The following is a 15895-nucleotide window of genomic DNA, read 5'->3' on the forward strand; positions in this document are numbered from 1 at the left end:
ACGTACAATTGGGCTAGCCCAATTGCGTAGAGGATCGCGGTGGCGGGCGGACGGCGCGCGGACGGGATCTGCCCGGCAGACGACGGCTGGGCGAACGCCGTCCCGCGCACCCGGGGCCGGGCCCCGCCGCACGGCATCCCGGGGACCCGCCTCGGCTACCGTTGACGGAGTGACCACACGCCCGGCCGAGGCCAGCGCCCCACCGTCCGCCGCGCTGCGGGCCGCCCGCGAGGGCCTGCCCGACCACGGCGAACCGCCCAAGTACTTCCAGGTGAAGCACAAGATCTCAACAGTCCTGGACACCCTGAGCGAAGGCGCCGCGGTGCCCACCGAACGGGATCTGGCCGAGCGCTTCGGCGTCTCCCGGATGACCGTGCGCCAGGCCATCAGGGAGCTGCGCCTGGAGGGCAGGCTCCAGCGCCGCGGCCGCTCGACCGTCGTCGCGGGCCCCAAGTTCGTCCAGCCGCTCATCCTCGCCAGCTACACCGAAGGCGTCCGCAGGCAGGGCCGGCGCCCCGGCCGCCAGTTGCTCACCCTCGAACAGCTCCCGGCCGGGCCCGACCTCGCCGAACTCCTCCAGATCCCGGTCGCCGCCGCCGTGGTGCACCTCGAACGCCTGCTGCTCGCCGACGACGAGCGGATCGGCGTGGAGAGCACCTACCTCCCGGTGCAGCGCTTCCCGACCCTCGCCACCCACTTCGACCCGGCCACCTCCCTCTACGCGTTCCTGCGCGCGGCCGGAGTGCAGTTCGCCGAAGCGGACGAGCGCATCGAGACCGTCCTCGCCTCCCCCCGCGAGGTACAGCTGATCGGCACCAGCCCGGCCCTGCCCATGCTGCTGATGAACCGCGTCTCCCGCGATCGCGACGGCAGCCCCATCGAGTGCGTCCGATCCCTCTACCGCGGCGACCGCTTCAGCTTCACCACCCGACTGACCCCGGAACAGGACTAGAGCCTGCGCAGGGCACCTCGACACCTGGTCGCGGTGGGTCACCGTTCGACGGTGTCCGACGTGAGAGGCTGACCATGTGAACCGACTCGGTGACGCCACCTCTCCGTACCTGCTCCAGCACGCCGACAACCCGGTGGACTGGTGGCCCTGGGGGCCCGAGGCTTTTGCCGAGGCCGAGCGCCGGGGGGTGCCGGTGCTGCTGAGTGTCGGCTACGCGGCGTGTCACTGGTGTCATGTGATGGCGCATGAGTCCTTTGAGGACTCCGGTGTCGCCGAGTACCTGAACGAGCAGTTCGTCGCGGTGAAGGTGGACCGCGAGGAGCGGCCGGACGTTGATGCCGTGTACATGGAGGCGGTGCAGGCGGCGACCGGGCAGGGTGGGTGGCCGATGACGGTGTTCCTGACGCCCGAGCGGGATCCGTTCTACTTCGGGACGTACTTCCCGCCCGAGCCCCGGCACGGGATGCCGGCGTTCCGGCAGGTGCTGGAGGGTGTGTCGGCGGCCTGGCTGGAGCGGCGGGACGAGGTCGGGGAGGTGGCGGCCCGGATTCGGGCCGATCTGGCGGAGCGGGCCTCGGTGTACAGCGCGGGCGCGGGGATGCACCCGCCGGCCGGGGCCGACCTGGACCAGGCGGCGGCGGCGCTCGCACGCAGCTTCGACCCGGTGCGCGGCGGCTTCGGCGGAGCGCCCAAGTTCCCGCCGTCCATGGTGCTGGAGTTCCTGCTGCGCCACCACGCCCGCACGGGGGAGAAGAGCGCCCTGGCGATGGTGACGCGGACGTGCGACGCGATGGCCCGCGGCGGGATCTACGACCAGCTCGGCGGCGGCTTCGCGCGCTACTCGGTGGACGCCGAGTGGATCGTGCCGCACTTCGAGAAGATGCTGTACGACAACGCGCTGCTGATCCGGGTCTACCTGCACCTGTGGCGGGCCACCGGCGACCCGCAGGCGCGCCGGATCGCGTTGGAGAGCGCGGACTTCCTGCTGGCCGAACTGCGCACTCCCGAAGGCGGGTTCGCCTCCGCGCTGGACGCGGACAGCCTGGACCCGGCGACCGGGAAGTCGGCCGAGGGGGCCTACTACGCCTGGACGCCCGGGCAGTTGGCCGAGGTGCTGGGCGAGCAGGACGGCGCCCTGGCCGCCGAACTGTTCAGCGTGACGAAGGAGGGGACCTTCGAGGAGGGTGCCTCGGTGCTGCAACTGCTCCAGGAGCCCGAGAACGACGAGGCGTACCGGCGGATCCGCGCCCGGCTGCTCGCCGCCCGCGCCGAGCGCCCCGCACCCGCGCGCGACGACAAGGTGGTGGCCGCCTGGAACGGACTGGCCATCGCGGCGCTGGCCGAGACCGGCGCGCTGCTGGAGCGTCCCGACCTGGTGGAGGCCGCCGCCCGGGCCGCCGACCTGCTGCTCTCGGTCCACCTGACCGCCGAGGGCCGGTTGCTGCGGACCTCGCGCGACGGCCGTCCCGGCGCCAACGCCGGCGTCCTGGAGGACTACGCGGACACCGCCGAGGGCTTCCTCGCGCTGTACGCGGTGACCGGCGACGACGCCTGGCTCGACCTCGCCGGCGGCCTGCTCGACACCGTGATCGGCCACTTCACCGACGAGGCGTCCGGCTCGCTGTACGACACGGCCGACGACGCCGAGGAGTTGATCCGCCGGCCGCAGGACCCGACGGACAACGCGACCCCCTCCGGCTGGACGGCCGCCGCGCAGGCGCTGCTGACGTACGCCGCGTACACCGGCTCCGAGCGCCACCGCACCGCCGCGGAAAGGGCGTTGGGCGTGGTCGGCGCGCTGGCGGCGAAGGCGTCGCGGTTCATCGGCTGGGGTCTGGCCGCCGCCGAGGCGCTGGCGGACGGCCCGCGTGAGGTGGCGGTGGTCGGCCCGGCCGGTGACCCCCGGACGGCCGCGCTGCACCGCACGGCGCTGCTCGCCACCGCCCCCGGCGCGGTGGTCGCGCTGGGCGACCCGGCCGCCTCGACCGCCGTGCCGCTGCTCGCCGACCGCCCGCTGCTGGGCGGCGCCCCGGCGGCGTACGTCTGCCGGCACTTCACCTGCGAGGCGCCGACGGCGGACGCGGCGGAGCTGGCGCGGAAGGTCGGCGCCCGGCTCGTCGAATAGCGCAATATTGGGCTGCACGCGGGGCGGTGGGTGGGACAGGATCAGGCGCATGACCTGGATGCTGAGCGAGTCCCTGGCCGAGTACACCGCGGCGGCGAGCGGCTTTCTCGCCGAACACCCGGTGCGGAACACCGTGTTGCTGACCATCGCGCACCGGCTCAGCAACGCGACGGACGACGCCCCGGCCCCGCGCTTCGGCTGGTGGCGGCCCGCCGAGGGCGGACCGGTGCAGGGGGCCTTCGTCCAGACGCGACCACAGCCGATGCAGCTGGGCCTGATGCCGCCGCAGGCGGCGGTCGAGCTGGCGGCCCGGCTCGCGGGGGAGCCGCTGACCGGGGTGTCCGGTGACGCGGCGGCGACCGAGCCCTTCGCCGAGGCCTGGGTCCGGGCGACCGGCGGGGGCGTCAGGGTGCGGCAGCGGATGTGCCTGTACCGGCTGGGCACGCTGGCGGTGCCGCAGGTCTCCGGACGGCTCCGCCCGGCCGACGCGTCCGACCCGGCCGACCGCGCCCTGGCGACGGACTGGTTCAAGGCCTTCGACGCCGAGGTGGGCTCGGCGATGCCGGACGCGGCACGGATGGCCGAGCGGCGGCTCGCGGAGGGCGCCGTCCACTTCTGGGAGGACGGCGGACGGCCGGTCGCGCTGGGCGGAGTGTCCTCACTACTGGCGGGCATGGTCCGGATCGGTCCGGTCTACACGCCGCCGGACCTGCGCGGCCGCGGCTACGGGGGCGCCGTCACCGCAGGTGTCTCGATCGAGGGCCTGGCCCGCGGTGCGGACGACGTGCTGCTGCACGCCGACCTCGCCAACCCGACCTCCAACTCCGTCTACCGTCGGCTCGGTTACCTCCCGGTGGGCCGGACGGCGGAGCTGGAGTTCACCGCCTGACGGAACGGCAGTCGCTCACTCCCAGTCCCAGCCGACCCCCAGCAGGCACGGCGCCAGAGAGCCGGCGACCAGGTGCACGCAGCCGTGGCCGTCCAGCGTGAGCTCCTCGCTCTCGAAGGGAACCTCGCCGGGCGCCCGGCTGGCGAACCGGTGGCAGCGCACCGGCAGCGCATCCGGGTGGAAGCTGACCTGGAGGACGTACTGCCCGGCACCGGAGTGGAAGCCGCGGACGTACTCGTCGGTGGGCGCGGTGGAGGGGGCGTCGTCGAAGCCGTAACTGAGCAGGTGGGTGTCGCCGGTGCGCAGGCGTCGGTCCAACAGCAGTTCGGCGACGACGAGTCGGGAGCCCTGGTCGCGCCGGACCCGTCCGGGCCGGCAGTTCTCCTCGGCGCGCACCGCGACCCGCTGCACATCGCAGCCCGGGTCGCCCTGGTAGATGGCGAGGTAGCGGTCGATGCCGTCGCGATGCGCGCGCAGCGCGTGCTGCGAGTCGCGGCGCAGCAGTTGGCGGTCGGCACCGAGCCGGATCCGCTCGATGTGGGTGACGGTGTGCAGGCCGGTGTCGCGCGGTCCGTGCAGTTCGGCGAGTAGCTCGTCCACGGCACCGGCGGGGGCGATGAGGTCCCGGTAGGGGCGGGTCGGCACGGCGGCCGAGCTGCCGGCCAGCGCCTGCCGCGGGCCGAGCAGCCGGGTCAGCGAGTGCGCGGGGAGGTCGAGCACCTCCTCCAACGCCCGTACCGCACGCAGGGATTCGGGGCGCTCCGGGCGGCGGCGGCCCTGCTGCCAGTAGCTGAGGCTGGTCACCCCGACGTGTACGCCGCGCTGCGCCAGGTGCTGCTGCACCCGGTGCAGCGCGAGTCCGCGCGCCCGCAGGGCGGTGCGCAGCGCCAGATGGAACGGGCCGGTGCGCAGGACCGTCGCCAGTTCGGGATGCGAACTGCGCTGCATGGCCGGCCCTCCGTCCCCGTGGTGGTGGTGAATATTCACACGCCTGCGGCCGCCTGTCACTCTTTTCGGAGCGCAGCGGCGGCGCTCGTTCACATCTGGAAGGCCGCGTTCACATCGATCTGCGGGCGCTCCGAAGGCCGTTGACCGGATTCGGTCAACGGGTCGATGCTTCCTCACACCCCGCCGCCGATCCGGACGGCGCCGGGGCTCGCGTGTCCCCCACTTCCCTTCCCTGCGGTCCGCAAGGAGGAAACGCCATGTCCCTTTCCCCTCCGACCCGTCCAAGAGCCAGGCTCCGCAAGGCGGTTGCCGCCCTCGCGCTCGGCGTCCTGGCCCCGGCGCTCACCGCGGCCACCGGCACGCCGGCCTCGGCGGCGTCGAACCCGGTCCCCACCCGGGTCCGTCCCGTCGGCGCGGCCGGCAGCCTGGCCACCGGCACCTCGAAGACGCTGAACATCAGCATGCAGCAGCAGTCCAACACCAACTGGTGCTGGGCGGCCAGCGGCGACACCATCGCGAGCTGGTTCGGCTACTCCTACACCCAGAACCAGTTCTGCGACGCCGCGTTCGGGCGCTCGCTCGACTCCGCCTGCCCCAACAACGAGGCCGCGCTGGACGATGTGCAGAACGCGCTGAGCTGGATCGGCATCAACCCGGGCGACTACGTCACCGGGTACCTGTACTACAGCACGGTCCAGAACGAGATCGACAACAACCGCCCGGTCGAGTCGCGCATCCAGTGGTCCTCCGGCGGCGGGCACATGGAGGTCCTGTACGGCTACGACACCAGCAACAACTGGGTGTACTGGGGCGATCCGTGGCCCTCCGACTATCGCTACAACTGGGCGAGTTACAGCTACTACGTCAGCAACGGCTCGTTCGAATGGACCCACTCCCTCTACCAGATCGGCGCGTGAGGAGGCAGCCATGACAGCTGACACGACGACAAAGAGGGCTGCGACGGTGCTCCTCGCGGTGACCCTCGGCCTGCTGGCTGCGCCGCTCGCCCACGCAGCCGGCTCGGACGCGGTCCCGGCCGCGATTGCGCCCAGCGACCTGGCCGCGGCCCGCAGTGCGGTCCAGGCCCCGGCAGTGCTCGACCAGCTGGGGCACTTCTTCGCCCGCAGAGGGGTGCCGCCGAACCAGTCGGTGCAGCTCGGCGCGGCGGACGAGGCCAAGGCCGCCGCGCTGGCCGCACCGCGGCTCACCGGCGCGACGGTGCCGGTCTACACCCTCGACCCCGGCTTCGTCGCGGGGACGAAGGGCGCGCCGGTGGCCCGGATGGACTTCGCGGCCACCGCGGCGGTCTCCGCGGACGGCCAGCACGCGTCGGTCTGGACCGTCCGGCAGGACGGCGGCGGCTGGCAGGTGGTCAACATCGCCTCCGGCAGCGACGAGACCGACTACGCGGCGCAGGGCGCGAGCAGCGGCGGTGGCACGGTGTTCCGCGAGCCGCAGGTCAACGCCTGGTACGTGCTGCGCGGCGGGCGGGTGCTGCCGCTGGACGCCGAGGCGCGCAGCTCGGTCGGCGCCGGCGGTGAGTCGCTCGCCGCGTACGAGCGGCTGGTGCACCAGCGGTACGGCGACAAGCTGCCGGGCTCGGCGTACGACAGAGCCGGCCTGGGCGGCGGCTTCTCGGCGAACACCGCCGACACAGCCGACACAGCCGGCACAGCCGACACAGCCGACACAGCCGACACCGCGGCGGCCGCTGCCCCGGAGGCGGACACCGCGCTGACAGCCGCGGCGGCGCTCGGGGTGACGGCGCTGGCGGGTGTCGGCCTGGCCGTGCGGCGCCGCAGGGGTTAGCCGCAGGGGTTGAGTGAACAGTGCAGGACAGAGCGCCCCCGCAGCGTCACCGCGGGGGCGCTCCCGTTCGCGCCCGTTCTGCTTTCGTTCGCTCCAGTTCGAACAAGAACCGCGTCAGCACCTGGAGTTGATGAAACATTGATGCGCCGTTCGCCCGTCGATGACTACGCCCTGTCACGGTCGGTAGATACCATGTGTCATTGGGTCAAAGCGGAAAGGGGTGGGGCGATGGCCGGAGGAGACGCGCGCGACCTGCAGCTCTGGGGCGGGGTGGCCGTGGTCGGCGCCGCGCTGGCTGTGGTCGCGGGGTACCTGGCCGATGGGGCGCCGCTGGTCTGGGCGGTCGCGTCGGTCGAGGTGCTGCTGGTGATGGTCTACGTCGGGCGCCGGTTCCGGTACCTGGTCCGGCGCCGCGAACCCGCCGAGCACGCCGTGTCCGCTGACGCCGCGCACTGCGAGCGCTGCCTTCGGGCCCGCCATCGGGCCCGTGAGCGGGCCGGCTCAGCCGATCGCGTTGTACGCCACCAGTGAGACGCCCACGTACTGCACGATGAAGGCCCCCAGGGTCAGCGCGTGGAACACCTCGTGGAAGCCGAACAGGCGCGGTGACGGGTTGGGCCGCTTCAGCCCGTAGACCACGCCGCCGGCGCTGTAGAGCAGTCCGCCGATGATCAGCAGGGTGACCACCGCGGCGCCCCCGGTGCGCAGGAAGTCCGGCAGGAAGAAGACGGCGGCCCAGCCGAGCGCGATGTAGCACGGGGTGTAGAGCCAGCGCGGGGCGCCGACCCAGAAGACCCGGAACGCTATCCCCGCCAGGGCGCCGCACCAGACCAGCCAGAGCAGCAGCTGCTGCCGTCCGCCGTGCAGCAGCAGGATGGTGAACGGCGTGTAGGACCCCGCGATGATCAGAAAGATGTTCGCGTGGTCCAGTCGGCGCAGGATCGCGTCGCCCCGCGGGCCCCAGGTGAACCGGTGGTAGACCGCGCTGACGCCGAACAGCAGCCAGGCGCTCGCCGAGTAGACGGCGCAGGCGATCCGGGCCTGCGGGGAGTCGGCCAGGCAGATCAGCACGATCCCGGCGGCCACCGAGGCCGGGAACATCCCGGCGTGCAGCCAGCCGCGCCACACCGGTTTGGCGGCCGGAGCCGTGCTGGGCCGCAGGGGCTGGGTGACGCTCGGCGTCTCGTCCGCAGTCATGGGGGTCATGCTACCTACGGGTCCGTAGGTTACCGCTAAGTAGGTAGTGGCTCTCATCACTTTTAGCCGTTCTGGAGTGTTCGCCCCTGTGACGGGAGGGGTTGACCTCTGCCGGAACAGCCGGAAATCCGCTGAGTTTATGGCCAGGATGTAGCAAAACTTGCGGCAAAACCGCCATGACGCCATGTTGTCGCCCGAATGGCCGGGCTACGCTGCAAGAACCCTCAAACCCCCGGACGCCTGGTCAAGGACGAACAGGCGTGAAACGGAGCGATCGTGTCGTACGAGAACTCTGCCCTCAGCGCAGGCGCACCCACCCGACACCAGCGCCTGCTGGCCTGGGTCAGCGAGATCGCGGAGCTCACCCAGCCGGACCGCGTCGAGTGGTGCGACGGCTCGGAGGAGGAGTACCAGCGACTCGCCGAGCTGCTGGTCGCCCAGGGCACCTTCAAGAAGCTCAACCCCGAGAAGCGGCCCAACTCCTTCTACGCCGCCTCCGACCCCACCGATGTGGCGCGTGTCGAGGACCGGACGTACATCTGCTCCGAGCAGGAGAAGGACGCCGGCCCGACGAACAACTGGAAGGCCCCCGCCGAGATGCGGGAGGTGTTCTCCGGTGCGAACGGCCTGTTCCGGGGCGCGATGAAGGGGCGCACGATGTACGTCGTGCCCTTCTCGATGGGCCCGGTCGGTTCGCCGCTGGCCGCCTACGGGGTGGAGATCACCGACTCCGCGTACGTCGCCGTCTCGATGCGCGTGATGACCCGCATGGGCCAGGCCGTCATCGACCAGCTCGGCGAGGACGGCGAGTTCGTCAAGGCCGTGCACACCGTCGGTGCGCCGCTGGCCGAGGGTGAGGCCGACGTTCCGTGGCCGTGCAACACCACCAAGTACATCTCGCACTTCCCGGAGAGCCGCGAGATCTGGTCCTTCGGCTCGGGCTACGGCGGCAACGCCCTGCTCGGCAAGAAGTGCTACGCGCTGCGGATCGCCTCCACGATGGCCCGCGACGAGGGCTGGCTGGCCGAGCACATGCTCGTCCTCAAGCTCACCCCGCCCAGCGGCGAGGTCAAGTACGTCACGGCGGCCTTCCCGAGCGCCTGCGGCAAGACCAACCTGGCGATGCTCCAGCCGACCATTCCGGGCTGGAAGGTCGAGACCATAGGCGACGACATCGCCTGGATGCGCTTCGGCGCCGACGGTCGCCTCTACGCGATCAACCCGGAGGCCGGCTTCTTCGGCGTCGCCCCGGGCACCGGCGTGGACACCAACGCCAACGCCATCGAGACGCTGCACAGCAACACGGTCTTCACCAACGTGGCGCTGACCGACGACGGCGACGTCTGGTGGGAGGGCCTGACCGACGAGGCGCCCGCGCACCTGACCGACTGGCGCGGCAACGACTGGACGCCGGAGAGCGGCACCCCCGCCGCCCACCCGAACGCCCGGTTCGCCGTCCCGGCCGCGCAGTGCCCGACCATCGCCCCCGAGTGGGAGGACCCGGCGGGTGTGCCGATCTCGGCCATCCTGTTCGGCGGCCGCCGCGCCACCGCCGTCCCGCTGGTCACCGAGTCCTTCGACTGGCAGCACGGCGTGTTCCTCGGCTCGAACATCGCCTCCGAGAAGACCGCGGCCGCCGAGGGCACCGTCGGCGAGCTGCGCCGCGACCCGTTCGCGATGCTGCCCTTCTGCGGCTACAACATGGGTGACTACTTCGGCCACTGGCTGAAGCTGGGCGCCCAGGCCGACGCCGCGAAGCTGCCGAAGATCTACTACGTCAACTGGTTCCGCAAGAACGCCGGCGGCCAGTTCGTCTGGCCCGGCTACGGCGAGAACAGCCGCGTGCTCAAGTGGATCGTCGACCGCCTGGAGGGCACCGGCGAGGGCGTCGACACCCCGATCGGCGTGCTGCCCACGCAGTCCTCGCTCGACCTGGACGGCCTGGACCTCGCGCAGGACGACCTCGACCTGCTGCTGAACGTCGACGCCGACATCTGGCGCCAGGAGGCGGCGCTCATCCCCGCCCACCTGGAGCTGTTCGGCGAGCACACCCCCACCGAGCTGTGGGACGAGTACCGGGCGCTGGTCAAGCGCCTGGGCTGACCCCGGGAACACGGGCCGGCCGCCACTGCGTTGACGCGTGGCGGCCGGCCCGTTGCGTTTGGTCCGCACGGCGCTACGGCTGCGCGTAGCCCTGCAGGAAGTCGCCGATCCGGGTGACCGCGTCCTCGATGTCCTCCGCGCGCGGCAGCGTGACCAGCCGGAAGTGGTCCGGGTCGGGCCAGTTGAAGCCGGTGCCCTGGACGATCAGGATCCGCTGCGCCCGCAGCAGGTCGAGGACCATCTGCGCGTCGTCCTTGATCTTGTACACCTGCGGGTCGAGCCGCGGGAAGGCGTACAGCGCGCCCTTCGGCTTGACGCAGCTGACCCCGGGGATCTCGTTGAGCAGCCTGTACGCCGCGTCCCGGGACTCCAGCAGCCGTCCGCCGGGCAGCAGCAGGTCCTTGATCGACTGCCGTCCGCCGAGTGCCGCCGCCACCGCGTGCTGGGCCGGCATGTTGGCGCAGAGCCGCATGCTGGCCAGCACGTTGAGGCCCTCGATGTAGCTGCCGGCGCGCTGCCGGTCACCGGAGAGCACCATCCAGCCGGAGCGGAAGCCCGCCACCCGGTAGGCCTTGGACAGTCCGTTGAAGGTGACGCAGAAGAGGTCCGGTGCCAGCGTGGCCAGCGGCACGTGCTCGGCGTCGTCGTAGAGGATCTTGTCGTAGATCTCGTCCGCGTAGACCACCAGCTTGTGGCGGCGGGCCAGTTCGGCGATCCCCTCCAGCACCTCGCGCGGGTAGACCGCGCCGGTCGGGTTGTTGGGGTTGATCACCACGATGGCCCGGGTGCGGTCGGTGACCTTGGACTCGATGTCGGCCAGGTCCGGGTACCACTCCGACTGCTCGTCGCAGCGGTAGTGCACGGCGGTGCCGCCGGCCAGGCTGACCGAGGCCGTCCAGAGCGGGTAGTCCGGCGCGGGGACGAGCACCTCGTCGCCGTCGTCCAGCAGGGCGGTCATCGCCAGCTGGATCAGCTCGGAGACGCCGTTGCCGAGGAAGACGTCCTCCACGGTCAGGCCGTGCAGGCCGCGCTCCTCGTAGTGCATGACCACCGCGCGGCGGGCGGAGAGCAGGCCCTTGGAGTCGCCGTAGCCGTGCGCGTTGGAGAGGTTGCGCAGGATGTCCTGGAGGATCTCCGGCGGGGCCTCGAAACCGAAGGCCGCCGGGTTGCCCGTGTTCAGCTTGAGGATGCGATGCCCCTGGTCCTCCAGTCGCATCGCCTCGTCGAGCACCGGGCCGCGGATGTCGTAGCAGACATTGGCGAGCTTGCTGGACTGGATCACCTGCATGCGGTCACTGTACGGCGCCCGAACACGCCACCGGGGGTGTTTTTGGCCACGCACACCGGAACGGGTGCAGGCGCGGTCTAGGCTCGCGGGGGTCGGGCGTCGTGAAGGGGGAGACGTGATCGGACTGCTGACCGGGGTCGGTGCGGGACTGCTCGCGGCTCCCGTGCTGCGGGCCGAGGCGACCCGCCGCGCGGTGCCGTTCGGCGAGCCGCCGGCGGGCTGCGACTGCGCGGCGGTACGCCGGTGGCTGCCGGCGACCGGGCGCTGCCCGGGGTGCGGCCGGCAGAGCGGACCCGGCCCGCTGACGGTGGAGCTGGTCGCGGCGGCGGTCGGTGCGGCGGTCGGCTCGGCGGCGCCCTGGCCGCTGCTCCCGCTGCTCGCCTGGATCGCGCTCCTCGGCGTGGTGCTCGGCTTCGTGGACGTCGCCGTGCACCGCCTCCCGGACGCGCTCACCCTCCGGCTCGCCCTGGGCGTCGCCGTGCTGCTCCCGGTGGCCGCCCTGCTCGACCACCGTCCCGGCGTGCTGCTCCGCTGCCTGCTCGCCGCCGCGGTACTCGGGGTGGTCTACGGCGCACTGGCGATGCTCGGCCCGATGGGCCTGGGGGACGCCAAGCTCGCGCCTGTCCTGGGCGCGCTGCTCGCCTGGTACGGCTGGCGCACGGTCTTCAGCGGGGTCTTCACGGGCTTCCTGCTGGGCGCGCTCTGGGGGCTCGCGCTGCTGGTGACCCGCCGCGCCAGGGCCCGCGATCCGATCCCGTTCGGCCCCTGCATGCTGCTGGGCGCACTGGTGGCGGTGCTGGCCGCGCGGTAGTCGCGTCAGGTGATATCGGTCACGAACACGTCCGGTAACTGGCGAAACCTCTCCTGTCACGCTATCAACTCTGGTGGCAACAGTCGCGATTCGGCGACCCACAGCATCACGGGGGCTCAAAAAGCATGACCAGTTCCACTTCGGCAAAGACCGCTCAGGCGATCATCGGACTCGCCATCGGCGCACTCGCCCTGACCGCCTGCGGGCCCGACACCCCGGACCCCACCCCGACCAAGTCCGCCTCCTCCCAGCCGAGTTCGGGCGGCGGCTTCGGCGGCGGTTCCACCGGCGGCGACAGCAGCACGCCCAGCGCCGTGAGCACGCCCAGCTCCGCACCCACGGCCGCACCGGCACCCGCCGGCGGCGGTGGCGGGGCGACGGCCACGGCGGGCCAGAGCTTCAAGATCGGCCAGGCGGCCACGCTTCCGTTCAGCTACGGCAGCACCAAGGGGACGATCTCGCTGACCGTCACCTCGATCCAGATGGGCGCCTCGTCCGACCTGGACTCGCTCAAGCTGGGCGACCAGGTCAAGGGGATGGTCCCCTACTACATCCACTACTCGGTGAAGAACGTCGGCAACACCGACCTCTCCTTCTCCACCGTGGACCACATGAAGGGCCTGCTGCCGGACGGGACCGACGCGCAGGACCTGATGCTGATCGGCACGTTCGACAAGTGCCCGAACGACTCGCTGCCCAGCGGCTTCACCAACGGCCAGACCGCGCAGGGCTGCTCGGTCTCGCTGGCGCCGTCGTCCGCGGTGAAGGTCGCCTCGGCCGAGTACTGGGGCGACCCGTTCACGATGGACAAGGGCCTCTACTGGAAGTAGCGGACACGAAGGGGGCCCGCCGCACCTGCTCGGTGCGGCGGGCCCCCTTTTCCGTGCGTTACGGCATGGCGTGGACGTGGGCGCCCACGTTGGTGGAGAAGTCGTTGCCGTTGGCCGCGTCCCAGTTGGTCGACCAGGCCATCGCACCGCGGATGGTGGGCCACTTGGCCGGCGGGACGAAGCTGCCGCAGTTGGTGCCGGTGGCCAGGCAGTCCAGCGCGTTGTTCACCACGGTCGAGGAGACGTAGCCGCTGCCCGCCGCCTTGCCGGAGGCCGGGACGCCGATGCCGACCTGGGACGGGTCGAGGCCGCCCTCGATGTGGGTGCAGATCTGGCTGGTGATGAAGTCCACCGTGCCCTGGTTGTAGACCTTGCCGTCGCAGCCGTTCATCCCGCCCGAGTTGTAGAACTGGGTGTTGACGACGGTCAGGATGTCCTTGGTGGCCAGCGCGAGCTGGAAGTAGGCGCCGCTGGTGTTGTACATGTCGATGGTCTGCGGAGCCATCGTCAGGACGAAGCCGGGGCCGACCCTGGCCGCCAGGGTGTGCAGCGACTGCGCCAGGTAGGTCGCGTTGACGCCGTTCTCCAGGTCGATGTCGACGCCGTCGAAGCCGTAGCTCTGGATCAGCGCGTAGGCGCTGTCCGCGAAGTTGGCCGCCGAGGTGGCGTCGCCGACCGTGATCGCGCCGTTCTGGCCGCCGACCGAGAGGACGACCTTCTTGCCGGCCGCGTGCTTGGCGGCGATGTCGGCGCGGAACTGGGCGTCGGTGTAGCCGCCGAGGCCGGTGGCGAGCGCCGGGTCGATGGCGAAGGTGATGCCGCCGGCCTTGGCCGGGTCGGCGTTGGCGAACGAGACCGCGATGATGTCGTACGCGCTCTGGACGGCGGAGAGCTTCTGGTCGGTCGCGCCGTTGTCGAAGTCCTGCCAGTAGCCGGTCAGCAGGTGCTTGGGCAGGCTGCCCGAGGACGGCGGCGGGGTGGTCGGCGGCGCGGTGGTGGGCGGCGCGGTGGTCGGGGGTGCCGTGGTGGGCGGCGCGGTGGTCGGGGGTGCCGTGGTGGGCGGCGCGGTGGTCGGCGGAGCGGTGCTGGGCGTCGGCGTCGGGGTGCCGGCTCCCGCCGGGCCTGTCAGCGTCACGTCGTCCGCCGTGTAGGCGCCCTGGCCGTACCACCCGTGCAGGTAGAGCGTCACGCTCGTGGTGCTCGCGCCGGTGGTGAAGCTGGTGCTCAGCTGGTTCCAGGAGGTCTGGTTCGACCAGGCGCTCGGGTCCGTCCCGCCGGTGCCGCTCGCGCCCAGGTAGACGTACGGGCCCTGCACCCAGCTGCTCAGCGTGTAGCTGGAGCTCGGCTGGACCGAGACGGTCTGCGTGCACTGCGCGCTGTCCGAGCTGGTCGGCACGGCCTGCAGCGCGTACGAGCCGCTGTGCACCGGGGTGCTGACGGCGCTCGCGGTCGCGGTGCAGGTCCAGCCGGCCAGCGTGCCGGTCTCGAAGCCGCCGTTGGCCACCAGGTTGCCGGCCGCGGCGCTGGCCCCGCCGGCGAAGAGCGCCAGTCCGGTGCCGGCCAGGGCGAGCGCGGTGGCGCCGGCCGTGACGGCGGGCAGTGCACTGCGGCGGCGACGGTGGGTGGGGGGAACCGAACGGGCCATGACGAACTCTCCTGTGGGGAGGAGGGGAGAGCCGCCGCGGTGGGGGCGCGGCGGCTCGTGTGGGGGAGGGGACAGCAGACGAGCTTGCGAACAAGCTGGACTAGACCATTGGCACGCGTCAAGGACCGGTCCGCCGGCTTACGGCTCCCTTAAGGATTCGGAGACCTCGCCGTGTCCGGTCCCACTGTGACCGTCACCACACCCCCACGGTCCGTAGTCAACGTTTCGAAAACGCATCCCACCTGCGGCTTTCCTGCTCGGTGCGGGGCGGGAGTAGGCTGCCTCCGGACCTTCGCAGTGGGAGCCTGGGTCAGGGGGTACGAGCTCGGAGGGGCTGAACGTCATGGGTCTGCGCGACGTCGTCGACCGCACGCCGGGGCTGCGTACCCTGCTGGGCGGCATGTACAACCTGTACGGCCAGCGCGTCGAGGCGCACCTGGCCCGCACCCCGCACCACGTCGGCGTGATCCTGGACGGCAACCGCCGCTGGGCCAAGGCGGTCGGCAACTCGACCGTCTACGGCCACCGCCGCGGCGCGGACAAGATCTCCGAGTTCCTCGGGTGGTGCGACGAGACCAACATCGAGGTCGTCACCCTGTGGATGCTCTCCACCGACAACCTCTCCCGCCCGGCGGGCGAACTCGTCCCGCTGCTCGGCATCATCGAGGACGCGGTGACCGGTCTGGCCGAGGCGAAGCGCTGGAAGGTCCGCCCGGTCGGGGCGCTGGACCTGCTGCCGCAGAAGACCGCCGAGATCCTCAAGAACGCGGCCGCCGCCACCGAGCACCTCGAAGGCATCACGGTCAACGTGGCCGTCGGCTACGGCGGGCGGCACGAGATCGCCGACGCCGTCCGCTCGCTGCTCCAGGAGCACGCGGGCCGCGGCACCTCGATCGAGGAGCTGGCCGAGATCCTGGACGTCGAGCACATCGCCGAGCACCTCTACACCAAGGGCCAGCCCGACCCCGACCTGGTGATCCGCACCTCGGGCGAGCAGCGGCTCTCGGGCTTCCTGCTCTGGCAGAGCGCGCACAGCGAGTTCTACTTCTGCGAGGCGTACTGGCCGGCCTTCCGCAAGGTCGACTTCCTCCGCGCGCTGCGCGCCTACGAGGAGCGCAACCGCCGATACGGAGGCTGACACTCCGTCGGGCCGGTTCGTCCCTCCTACCCCGCTGGCCACTTGGGGCAAACGTTCATCCGCAGTGATCCGCGAGTTCGCTTCCGCGGGCATGTACCAGGCCCCGTCAGGGAATACACATGCCAGACCGGCATCCTGACCATCGGGGTCGCGGGGGCCG

Annotated in this window: 14 protein-coding genes; 10 read left to right on the forward strand and 4 right to left on the reverse strand. The window is 71.7% G+C overall.

Translation table 11 applies throughout. From position 1 onward, the window contains the following. The first annotated feature begins 169 nt into the window (after positions 1 to 169). The 3 genes from P3T37_RS21665 (at position 170) to P3T37_RS21675 (ending at position 3966) form a co-directional block, all read left to right on the forward strand. Positions 170 to 952: a GntR family transcriptional regulator gene (locus tag P3T37_RS21665; protein ID WP_280725424.1), complete on the forward strand. Its 783-nt coding sequence runs from the start codon at positions 170 to 172 to the stop codon at positions 950 to 952. 76 nt (positions 953 to 1028) lie between these two features. After that, the gene (locus tag P3T37_RS21670; RefSeq protein ID WP_280725425.1) at positions 1029 to 3077 is read left to right on the forward strand and encodes a thioredoxin domain-containing protein; all 2049 of its coding nucleotides are present in this window, start codon (positions 1029 to 1031) and stop codon (positions 3075 to 3077) included. A 49-nt stretch (positions 3078 to 3126) separates the two neighbouring features. Beyond that, the gene (locus tag P3T37_RS21675) at positions 3127 to 3966 is read left to right on the forward strand and encodes a GNAT family N-acetyltransferase (RefSeq protein ID WP_280725426.1); all 840 of its coding nucleotides are present in this window, start codon (positions 3127 to 3129) and stop codon (positions 3964 to 3966) included. Between the two features lie 15 nt (positions 3967 to 3981). On the opposite strand, the gene P3T37_RS21680 is transcribed toward P3T37_RS21675, so the two are convergent. Then, positions 3982 to 4914 carry a helix-turn-helix transcriptional regulator gene (locus P3T37_RS21680; protein ID WP_280725427.1) on the reverse strand — a complete coding sequence of 311 codons (933 nt, stop codon included), beginning with the start codon at positions 4912 to 4914 and terminating at the stop codon, positions 3982 to 3984. A 257-nt stretch (positions 4915 to 5171) separates the two neighbouring features. Between P3T37_RS21680 and P3T37_RS21685 the strand changes: the two genes are divergently transcribed. The 3 genes from P3T37_RS21685 (at position 5172) to P3T37_RS21695 (ending at position 7254) form a co-directional block, all read left to right on the forward strand. After that, entirely contained in the window at positions 5172 to 5831 is a 660-nt protein-coding gene (locus P3T37_RS21685) for a papain-like cysteine protease family protein (RefSeq protein ID WP_280725428.1), read from the forward strand. A 10-nt stretch (positions 5832 to 5841) separates the two neighbouring features. After that, positions 5842 to 6723 (forward strand): hypothetical protein, encoded by an 882-nt coding sequence (locus tag P3T37_RS21690; RefSeq protein ID WP_280725429.1) that lies wholly within the window; start codon positions 5842 to 5844, stop codon positions 6721 to 6723. Positions 6724 to 6951: 228 nt separating this feature from the next. Further along, positions 6952 to 7254 (forward strand): hypothetical protein, encoded by a 303-nt coding sequence (locus tag P3T37_RS21695; RefSeq protein WP_280725430.1) that lies wholly within the window; start codon positions 6952 to 6954, stop codon positions 7252 to 7254. On the opposite strand, the gene P3T37_RS21700 is transcribed toward P3T37_RS21695, so the two are convergent. Further along, positions 7225 to 7920 carry a hemolysin III family protein gene (locus P3T37_RS21700; protein ID WP_280725431.1) on the reverse strand — a complete coding sequence of 232 codons (696 nt, stop codon included), beginning with the start codon at positions 7918 to 7920 and terminating at the stop codon, positions 7225 to 7227. The two genes, P3T37_RS21695 and P3T37_RS21700, sit on opposite strands and share 30 nt — an antisense overlap. Positions 7921 to 8196: 276 nt before the next feature. Here P3T37_RS21700 and P3T37_RS21705 point away from each other — a divergent pair, with 276 nt between their 5' ends. Continuing rightward, positions 8197 to 10023 carry a phosphoenolpyruvate carboxykinase (GTP) gene (locus tag P3T37_RS21705; RefSeq protein ID WP_280725432.1) on the forward strand — a complete coding sequence of 609 codons (1827 nt, stop codon included), beginning with the start codon at positions 8197 to 8199 and terminating at the stop codon, positions 10021 to 10023. Between the two features lie 73 nt (positions 10024 to 10096). Here the strand turns inward: P3T37_RS21705 and P3T37_RS21710 are convergent, their stop codons facing one another. Then, positions 10097 to 11311 (reverse strand): pyridoxal phosphate-dependent aminotransferase, encoded by a 1215-nt coding sequence (locus P3T37_RS21710; RefSeq protein ID WP_280725433.1) that lies wholly within the window; start codon positions 11309 to 11311, stop codon positions 10097 to 10099. Between the two features lie 115 nt (positions 11312 to 11426). On the opposite strand from P3T37_RS21710, the gene P3T37_RS21715 reads away from it, so the two are divergent. Both P3T37_RS21715 and P3T37_RS21720 read left to right on the forward strand, forming a co-directional pair. Beyond that, positions 11427 to 12122 (forward strand): A24 family peptidase, encoded by a 696-nt coding sequence (locus P3T37_RS21715; RefSeq protein WP_280725434.1) that lies wholly within the window; start codon positions 11427 to 11429, stop codon positions 12120 to 12122. Positions 12123 to 12247: 125 nt separating this feature from the next. Continuing rightward, positions 12248 to 12952, forward strand: a complete 705-nt coding sequence (locus P3T37_RS21720; protein ID WP_280725435.1) for a hypothetical protein — start codon at positions 12248 to 12250, stop codon at positions 12950 to 12952. A gap of 58 nt (positions 12953 to 13010) precedes the next feature. Here P3T37_RS21720 and P3T37_RS21725 read toward each other — a convergent pair whose 3' ends face one another. Beyond that, a complete protein-coding gene (locus P3T37_RS21725) occupies positions 13011 to 14597 on the reverse strand; it encodes a glycosyl hydrolase family 18 protein (protein ID WP_280725436.1) in 1587 nt (528 codons plus the stop codon). Positions 14598 to 14940: 343 nt separating this feature from the next. Here P3T37_RS21725 and P3T37_RS21730 point away from each other — a divergent pair, with 343 nt between their 5' ends. Then, positions 14941 to 15735 carry an isoprenyl transferase gene (locus P3T37_RS21730; RefSeq protein ID WP_280725437.1) on the forward strand — a complete coding sequence of 265 codons (795 nt, stop codon included), beginning with the start codon at positions 14941 to 14943 and terminating at the stop codon, positions 15733 to 15735. The last annotated feature ends 160 nt before the right edge of the window (positions 15736 to 15895 follow it).

Origin of the sequence: Kitasatospora sp. MAA4 (assembly GCF_029893355.1) — a bacterium.
Lineage (GTDB): Bacteria > Actinomycetota > Actinomycetes > Streptomycetales > Streptomycetaceae > Kitasatospora.

Excerpts from the sequence above, each read along its gene's own strand:
- P3T37_RS21730 (WP_280725437.1), top strand. The coding sequence starts at position 14,941 with ATGGGTCTGCGCGACGTCGTCGACCGCACGCCGGGGCTGCGTACCCTG.
- P3T37_RS21680 (WP_280725427.1), bottom strand. The coding sequence starts at position 4,914 with ATGCAGCGCAGTTCGCATCCCGAACTGGCGACGGTCCTGCGCACCGGC.
- P3T37_RS21695 (WP_280725430.1), top strand. The coding sequence starts at position 6,952 with ATGGCCGGAGGAGACGCGCGCGACCTGCAGCTCTGGGGCGGGGTGGCC.
- P3T37_RS21720 (WP_280725435.1), top strand. The coding sequence starts at position 12,248 with ATGACCAGTTCCACTTCGGCAAAGACCGCTCAGGCGATCATCGGACTC.
- P3T37_RS21700 (WP_280725431.1), bottom strand. The coding sequence starts at position 7,920 with ATGACTGCGGACGAGACGCCGAGCGTCACCCAGCCCCTGCGGCCCAGC.
- P3T37_RS21675 (WP_280725426.1), top strand. The coding sequence starts at position 3,127 with ATGACCTGGATGCTGAGCGAGTCCCTGGCCGAGTACACCGCGGCGGCG.
- P3T37_RS21685 (WP_280725428.1), top strand. The coding sequence starts at position 5,172 with ATGTCCCTTTCCCCTCCGACCCGTCCAAGAGCCAGGCTCCGCAAGGCG.
- P3T37_RS21725 (WP_280725436.1), bottom strand. The coding sequence starts at position 14,597 with ATGGCCCGTTCGGTTCCCCCCACCCACCGTCGCCGCCGCAGTGCACTG.
- P3T37_RS21690 (WP_280725429.1), top strand. The coding sequence starts at position 5,842 with ATGACAGCTGACACGACGACAAAGAGGGCTGCGACGGTGCTCCTCGCG.
- P3T37_RS21710 (WP_280725433.1), bottom strand. The coding sequence starts at position 11,311 with ATGCAGGTGATCCAGTCCAGCAAGCTCGCCAATGTCTGCTACGACATC.